The organism is Salinivibrio sp. PR919 (assembly GCF_001995355.1).
Lineage (GTDB): Bacteria > Pseudomonadota > Gammaproteobacteria > Enterobacterales > Vibrionaceae > Salinivibrio > Salinivibrio proteolyticus.
Window position 1 is genome coordinate 23,075 of sequence record NZ_MUFL01000041.1, and the last position, 6,867, is coordinate 29,941.

Annotated in this window: 5 protein-coding genes; all 5 read right to left on the reverse strand. The window is 50.3% G+C overall.

Features of this window, described 5'->3' with window-relative positions; translation table 11 throughout:
* On the reverse strand, positions 1-990 hold the full coding sequence (locus BZG83_RS09450) for an ABC transporter ATP-binding protein (RefSeq protein ID WP_077480264.1): 990 nt from the start codon (positions 988-990) through the stop codon (positions 1-3).
* Positions 987-2,015 carry an ABC transporter permease gene (locus BZG83_RS09455; protein ID WP_077480265.1) on the reverse strand — a complete coding sequence of 343 codons (1,029 nt, stop codon included), beginning with the start codon at positions 2,013-2,015 and terminating at the stop codon, positions 987-989. Before BZG83_RS09455 ends, BZG83_RS09450 begins: the two co-directional genes overlap by 4 nt.
* Position 2,016: 1 nt before the next feature.
* Positions 2,017-3,003: an ABC transporter permease gene (locus tag BZG83_RS09460; protein ID WP_046075428.1), complete on the reverse strand. Its 987-nt coding sequence runs from the start codon at positions 3,001-3,003 to the stop codon at positions 2,017-2,019.
* An 83-nt stretch (positions 3,004-3,086) separates the two neighbouring features.
* Entirely contained in the window at positions 3,087-4,775 is a 1,689-nt protein-coding gene (locus tag BZG83_RS09465; protein WP_077480266.1) for an ABC transporter substrate-binding protein, read from the reverse strand.
* Between the two features lie 832 nt (positions 4,776-5,607).
* Positions 5,608-6,867: response regulator (locus BZG83_RS09470; RefSeq protein ID WP_131825073.1), on the reverse strand; the 1,260-nt coding region annotated here is incomplete at its 5' end.

A 6,867-nucleotide genomic window follows, 5' to 3' on the forward strand; every position in this document is an offset into this window, starting at 1 on the left:
TTAGACTTTTTGTTGGGCGATCGGCTCGCCGTCGTATAGGTGGCAGTTGGAATAACGGCCAGGTTCGATTTGGCGCAACACAGTTTGTGTGGTTCGGCATTGTTCATGCACCTGAGCACAGCGCGCTTGAAAGCGGCAGCCGGTCGGGATTTCGAGCAAGTTGAGCGGATTGCCTGGGATCCCCGTGAGCTGGCGCTTAGGTCCGGTGAGTGAGGGGAATGAGCTGCCCAGTCCTTCGGTGTAAGGGTGGTAGGGGTTGTTGAGCACCTGTTTGGACGGTGCGACTTCAATCAGCTCACCGGAGTACATGATCCCAATCCGGTCGGAGAACTCCACCATGAGCGATAAGTCATGGGTGATAAACAGAATCGAAAAGCCAAACTCTTCTTTTAACGCGTAGATTTTTTGCAAGATCTCGCGCTGCACTACCACATCTAATGCCGTGGTGGGCTCATCCATGATGATCATTTTCGGGTTGAGGGCCAGTGCAATGGCAATTACCAAGCGCTGACGCATCCCGCCCGAAAATTGGTGCGGATAATCGGTCAGGCGGCTAGGGTGAATATCAACAATTTCCAGCAAGCCTTGAGCCCGTTTGACCGCTTGTTTGCGGGTCAGGTTGGTGTGGCGCATCAACACATCGCAAAACTGCTCTTCGAGTGTCAGCACTGGATTAAGGGCATTCATGGCGCTTTGAAACACCATCGACATCTCCCGCCAGCGAAAGTCGCGCATCCGAGCGTCGCTGTAATCGAGGATATTCTCACCGTTAAAGATGACTTCTCCGCCGGTGATAAAGGCGGGTGGCTTATGCAGACGCATCAGCGAAAAGGCAACGGTGGATTTACCGCACCCCGATTCGCCAGCCAGACCGAAGACTTCACCGGGGGCAATGTCAAAACTGACGTGATCGCAGGCTCGGACATCACCGGCATCGGTAATGTAGTCCACGCACAGGTCACGGATTGAGATAAGTGGGGTGCGACTCATGATTTATCTCCACTGATCAGCATGTGTTCGGCAACGGGATTCTCGTCGCGGGCTTTCTTTTCTTGTTGGCTGAGTTTTTTCCAGCGCCTCATCCCTTTTTGCGCACGTAATTGCGGGTTGGCAATTTCATCCACTGCGAAGTTGAGTAACGCAAGCCCCGTAACCAGTAAAGTCAGCGCAATACAAGGCGCGAGCAGCTCCCACCACGCGCCAATTAGCATGGATGAAGAGGTTTGCACGTTGTAGAGCATGATCCCCCAGCTGATGGTGTTGGGATCGCCAAGGCCTAGAAAGGAGATAATCGACTCCATGGCAATGGCATACATCACCGAACCAATAAAGCTAGCGCCAACAATAGGCACGAGATTAGGTAAGATCTCGACAAAGGTGATACGAAAGCGCGATTCACCCAGCACTTCGGCGGCTTTCACGAACTCTTTTTCGCGCAGGGCAAGGGTTTGCGACCGAACCACCCGTGCGCCCCACGCCCACGAGGTGCAGCCAATAATGATGGCAATCGTCAGCGGTCCGGCTTCGCCGATAAACGCGGCGAGCACGAACAAGAGTGGGTATTGCGGGATCACCAACATAATATTCATCGCGGCAGTAAGCACATCGTCAACCCAACCGCCTAAATAGCCGGCGGTAATACCAATTAAGGTGGCGAGCACACACACGGTGATACCTGCCCCAAAACCTACCGCTAACGAAACACGGGCGCCATGTACTAACTGCGACCAGACATCACGACCCATACGGGTGGTACCAAGGACATGGTCGGCCTTTTTCGACATCAGCAGGGTGCGACGATCATCCGCTAAGTGCGTGGCGACCCAGCCATCTGGGTTGGCTTGCGCCGCTTTGACGATAAAGCTGGGGTATTCATGCGGATTGCCGGTGCGTTTATCTGGCGCGTGCTGGGTTAATAAAGGCGCGAAGACCGCCATCAATATAAATAAACCAACAATGATGGAGCCTGCGCGAGCAATCTTATTGCGAACGATAAGGGTGAGGAGATCTTTCATGTTATTTGCCTCCTTTGCGCAGGCGTGGGTCAAGGACCACGTACAGCATGTCAGCAATTAAGTTAAACGAGAGCATAAACAAGGTCATAATCAGCAGCTGGCCTTGTAGGACTTGGTAGTCACGCGCGTTGATCGCATTCAAAAGCACCGAGCCAAGACCGGGGTAGTTAAAAATGATCTCCACAATCAGTTGGCCCCCGATGGCAATACCCAGCGACATCGATAGCGCGGTGACACTGGGCAAGAGCGCGTTTCGGGCGGCGTAGTTAAACACCACGCGGTTTTCGCTTAACCCTTTGCCGCGGGCCATGGTGATGTAGTCTTCCGCAAGCAGGTTAATCATGTTGTTACGCATGTTGACCAAAAAGCCGCCGACTTGAATGATGGAGGCACAAAACAGCGGGAGTACGGCGTGATAGGCCACATCTTTAATAAAGGTCCAGCTGGTCCAGTCAGGGGTGACGCCCGGCGTGTAGGCATATCCGGTAGGAAACCATTTCAGCCCAATGGCGAAAATAAACAGCGCCAACATGGCGATAACCACTTGAGGCACCGCTTGGATAATCAGCATTCCTGGGGTGATCACAGCATCGTATTTTCCGCCGCGCTTCCAAGCGGCAAAAATCCCCAAAATCGAGCCCAGCGAGAAGGACAGCAGCACTGCACTGCCGGCAAGAAACAGCGACCAGCCAAAGGCTTTGCCGAGGAGCTCGTTTACTGACAACGGATAAAACTGGATGGAGGTGCCTAAATCCCAGCTCAACACGTTTTTCATGTAGGTGAAATACTGCATATAGAGGGGGCCATCAACAAAGCCCAGCAGTTGTTTCATTGCCTCAATTCGCTCTGGAGTGACTTGCACCGAGGCGTTGGCAAACATCATGGTGACAGGATCACCGGGCATGGCACGAGGAATAATAAAATTGAGTGTTGCTGCCACTAAAAGGGCAATCATGTAAAAAGTTAGCCGTCGGAAAAAATAACCCATAACCCGCACCTTACACAGCGAAGTGGTGATGTTCGTGGCGTGAACACCGTGGAAAAGCGGGCGCGCAAGGCGCCCGATAGTGGTTACTGAACGGGCTTAAGGTCCAGTACATGGAGAAGACGCTCAGGAATACCGGCCCAGATAGAGGGTCGACCTTTCGGGTTGTCTTCGTTCCACCAACCGGTGAAGCGGGTTGTGTTGTATTGATACATTTGAGCGCCAGAAAGCACCGGAATGGTGACCTGATCCTTGGCGATAATCGCTTGGATTTGGTGGGCAATTTCCAGTTGCTCAGCTTTATCCGCGGTTTTGTAGAAGCTGTCTAACAGCTTGTCGAGCTCGGCATTTTGGTAATAATGCATCGCGAACCGCGGCATGCCGTCCCCTTTCTGTAAATTGGAGTTATATGCGCTATTCCAATAGGTGTAAGGGTCCGCACCGTGGAAGTAGTTGGTGTAGGCGACGTCGTAGTCGGCTTCAAGCATCGCTTGGTTATACACTGAGAAATCAGGCGTACGTGCCTTGGCTTTGATGCCGGCCTCGGCAAGTTGCTCAACCGCAAGCTGAACGGTGTTGTTGAAGTCGGTCCAGCCATTGGGAGATTGGATCTCGAGCTCAAACGACTTACCTGATGGCGTTTCCACAAAGCCATCGCCGTCTTGATCTTTAAAGCCGGCTTTCGCAAGCAGTGCTTTGGCGCCGTCTAGATCGTACGTATTGTATTGGCGATATTTTTCATGCACCGCTTCGTCGGACCAAGACTCAAAGGCATAACCTAAGCCAGACGCAAAGTCGTTCACTGTACCACCGCCATAAAACGCGATATCAATGATGGTTTGACGGTCAAGCGCCATCGAAAATGCACGACGGAAGTCGACATTGGTCAGCGCTTCACGCTTGGCAGGGTCTGGGTCATTAAAATTGACCATAAAGGCTTGGGTGCCAGCGGCAGGGTACCAATAGTGATGGTTTGGATTGGCGGCTGCGTAGGTGCGGTCAATGTCAGGAATGAACGAGGAGGTCCAGTCCATTTCGCTGTTAATTACCTTGCTTAAAAACTGATCGTTACTGGCGATTTGTGGCACGCGCAGACAGTCAACATCGAGGTTATCGTTATCCCAATAATGCGGGTTACGACATTGAATATAGAGCTGAGAGGTGAAGGTATCGATAGTGGTGAAGGGGCCCGAACCTACTGGGTTCTCGTTGGTGTAAGATGATGGGTCTTCGACGTTTTTCCAAACATGTTCTGGTACCACGGGCACTTTGACGATCTCGTACGGTACGTTGGAATTGGCCTCCGTGAGCTCAAAGCGGACCGTATAGTCGTCGACTTTTTTCACATCCTCAATCCATTTATTAATCCCAGATTGATCGAGCTCCGGATGGTTTTTTACTAAATCAAATGAATACACCACATCGTCGGCAGTGTAGGCTTCGCCGTCTGACCATTTCACCCCTTTGCGTAGGGTAAAGGTGACACTTTTCAGATCATCCGCCATTTCATAGCCACTCGCGATACGAAAGACAGGCTGGTTGCCTTTCATTTCGTTAAACACCACCAAGGGCTCATAAACGAAATCAGTCGTGGTGTGCAGGTAGGTGGCGCCAAGGAAAGGGTTAAAGTTACGGACGAAAGTATTGAACATTTTAGGATGAATGGTGAGCTCACTGCGATCGGCGGCACTGACGGCAGCACTTGCGCTTAGCGCACCGATAATTGCAGAGGCAAGTAGGGTCTTGCTGGCAAATCTAATGTTACTCGAAAACATAGCCATTCCTTACTGTTGCTTTCAGTTCACGTGATGGATAGTGAGCTCGTTGCTTACAACCTTCGCGAGCTCAAGCTTGCCGATTCACCGGCATCTAGTTGTCTGTTGTCTGGTCATCGTATGCATCAGCAATCGATAACACAGCGGCCAGTGAACCTCTTCAAATAAGCATGCCGATAGAACGCCTCGCAACGTCATTAATCGTTAAAATCGTAAAAAAACACTTTCATGACGTTAAAACCGTTAAAATCGATCGGGATAAATTGAAGATGTATTCTGACTCGCTTTCTCTTCTGAGATAAAAACCAGAAACCGAACCAGATTATACCAATAAATATCAATGACTTATTTGTTACCTTCTCAGGGGTGACAGATATCACATGCTTCTTAGGGCTTATTTTTAATCAAGAATTTAATCTTGCCGTTTTGTTGTGATACTCCCCACAATCCTGATTTTTAGCCCCAACTATCGCTCAGACTTGGACTGATATCGGCATCAAAGACCCCGTTTATTTGCGTGAATTATTATCGCGTAGGTTGGTGGATTCTTGTTGGGACAGGCACTTTAGATTTCTTTTGTTAGATTTATGGGGACAGACACTTTTGTTGCTTTTGTTGGAGTGCTTAATGGGACTGCTTAATGGGACTGCTTAATGGGACAGGTACTTTAAATGTATAGAGTCTGAATATTTAAAGTGTCTATTTAAAGTGTCTGTCCCCATTGGAAAGATAAGAGTGTCTGTCTTGATTAATTGCTTATTGGGTAAGGAAAGAGAAAAGTGCCTGTCCTCAATAGGAGAGGCACGTTGGGGGGAAGGTGGTACGGGGTGTGTTAGTCTTCGAGCAGCAGCTGACGCAGCTGTCGGTAGTAGGCCTCTAACTGAGTACGATCGGTATTGTGTTTGTCACAGTGGTCAAGGATGTAGCGAATAGAGCTGAGTACTGTACGCCATCTCGGTGTTTTGGGTAAGGTTTCCAGCAGTAAGTACTTATCCAATGTGCGCGTTTGCAGGCTACTGCGGTCGAGGTATACCCGCCACAGCCCGCTTTGCTCGGCAAAGTCGAACTTACTTTTTCCCGTCGTTTTTTCCCAGTATTCGAGTCCAGCCACCATCGCATCGACAATGAGTTGTCGGCGCGCTTGCGCTTTATCCTCTTGCTGGCTCTGGGCTTGGCTCACTAAGGCTTCAAACTCACCGCCCATGGCTTTTAATTTATCCAGTTGGCGCGTATCACCACGGAACGCATAGCCAGACAAAGCCTCAATCGCACTTTCTAAACTTTGGATCCGTGCCAGCGAGACGGGTGTATCAGTGTTCATCACATATAAGGTGGTGATTTCAGAAGCCGCCGGGAAACGCAAAATCATCCCTTCTAGGTCACGATGCTGGTCGCCGATATAAACAGTCAACTTACCTTGATAGCGTTCGAGCTGTTGGCTCTCATCCGGCTCGTGGATCAGGGCATGACTATGCATACGCTTGAGATTGGCATCTTGCTGTTGAAATAGCGCAGCGGCAGATGCATTGGCAAAGCGGATTTGACCATCGCTACCTGCCCCGATAATCGCTTCAGGGGCGAGAGATAATTGTGAAATCAGCCATGACTGGGTTTCAAGTAGGCTCGCCTGTCGCTCTGCACTTTGCGCTAATGCGGCTTCCAATCGCTGATTTTCCTGCTGACGTCGCTCGGCATCACAGGCGGCAAGATGCGTGGCAATACGTGCGGCAAGTTCTTGCTTATTAAACGGTTTACTCAAATAGTCATTGGCACCCACGTTAAAGCCATGAATGCGATCATCGGGTTGATTAAGTGCCGTAAGCATAATGATGGGAAGCGCCCCATGATGATACTGCTGGCGTAATCGTTCACAAACTTCAAAGCCACTCATCCCGGGCATGAGTATATCGAGCAATACCAGCGCGGGACGCTCTTTTTCGACCTGTTGTAACGCGCTTTCGCCATCGCTAGCGGTAATAACCCGATAACCTTCCATTTGTAAAAAGCTGGTTAATACCTGCTGATTGGTGGGTTCGTCATCAACCACCAAGATCAGTAAGCCATCATCGCAAGTGACGGTGGCAGCGTGCTC

Bases quoted from the DNA above. Each gene is read 5' to 3' on its own strand.
- BZG83_RS09450 (WP_077480264.1), bottom strand. From the start codon at position 990: ATGAGTCGCACCCCACTTATCTCAATCCGTGACCTGTGCGTGGACTAC.
- BZG83_RS09455 (WP_077480265.1), bottom strand. From the start codon at position 2,015: ATGAAAGATCTCCTCACCCTTATCGTTCGCAATAAGATTGCTCGCGCA.
- BZG83_RS09460 (WP_046075428.1), bottom strand. From the start codon at position 3,003: ATGGGTTATTTTTTCCGACGGCTAACTTTTTACATGATTGCCCTTTTA.
- BZG83_RS09465 (WP_077480266.1), bottom strand. From the start codon at position 4,775: ATGTTTTCGAGTAACATTAGATTTGCCAGCAAGACCCTACTTGCCTCT.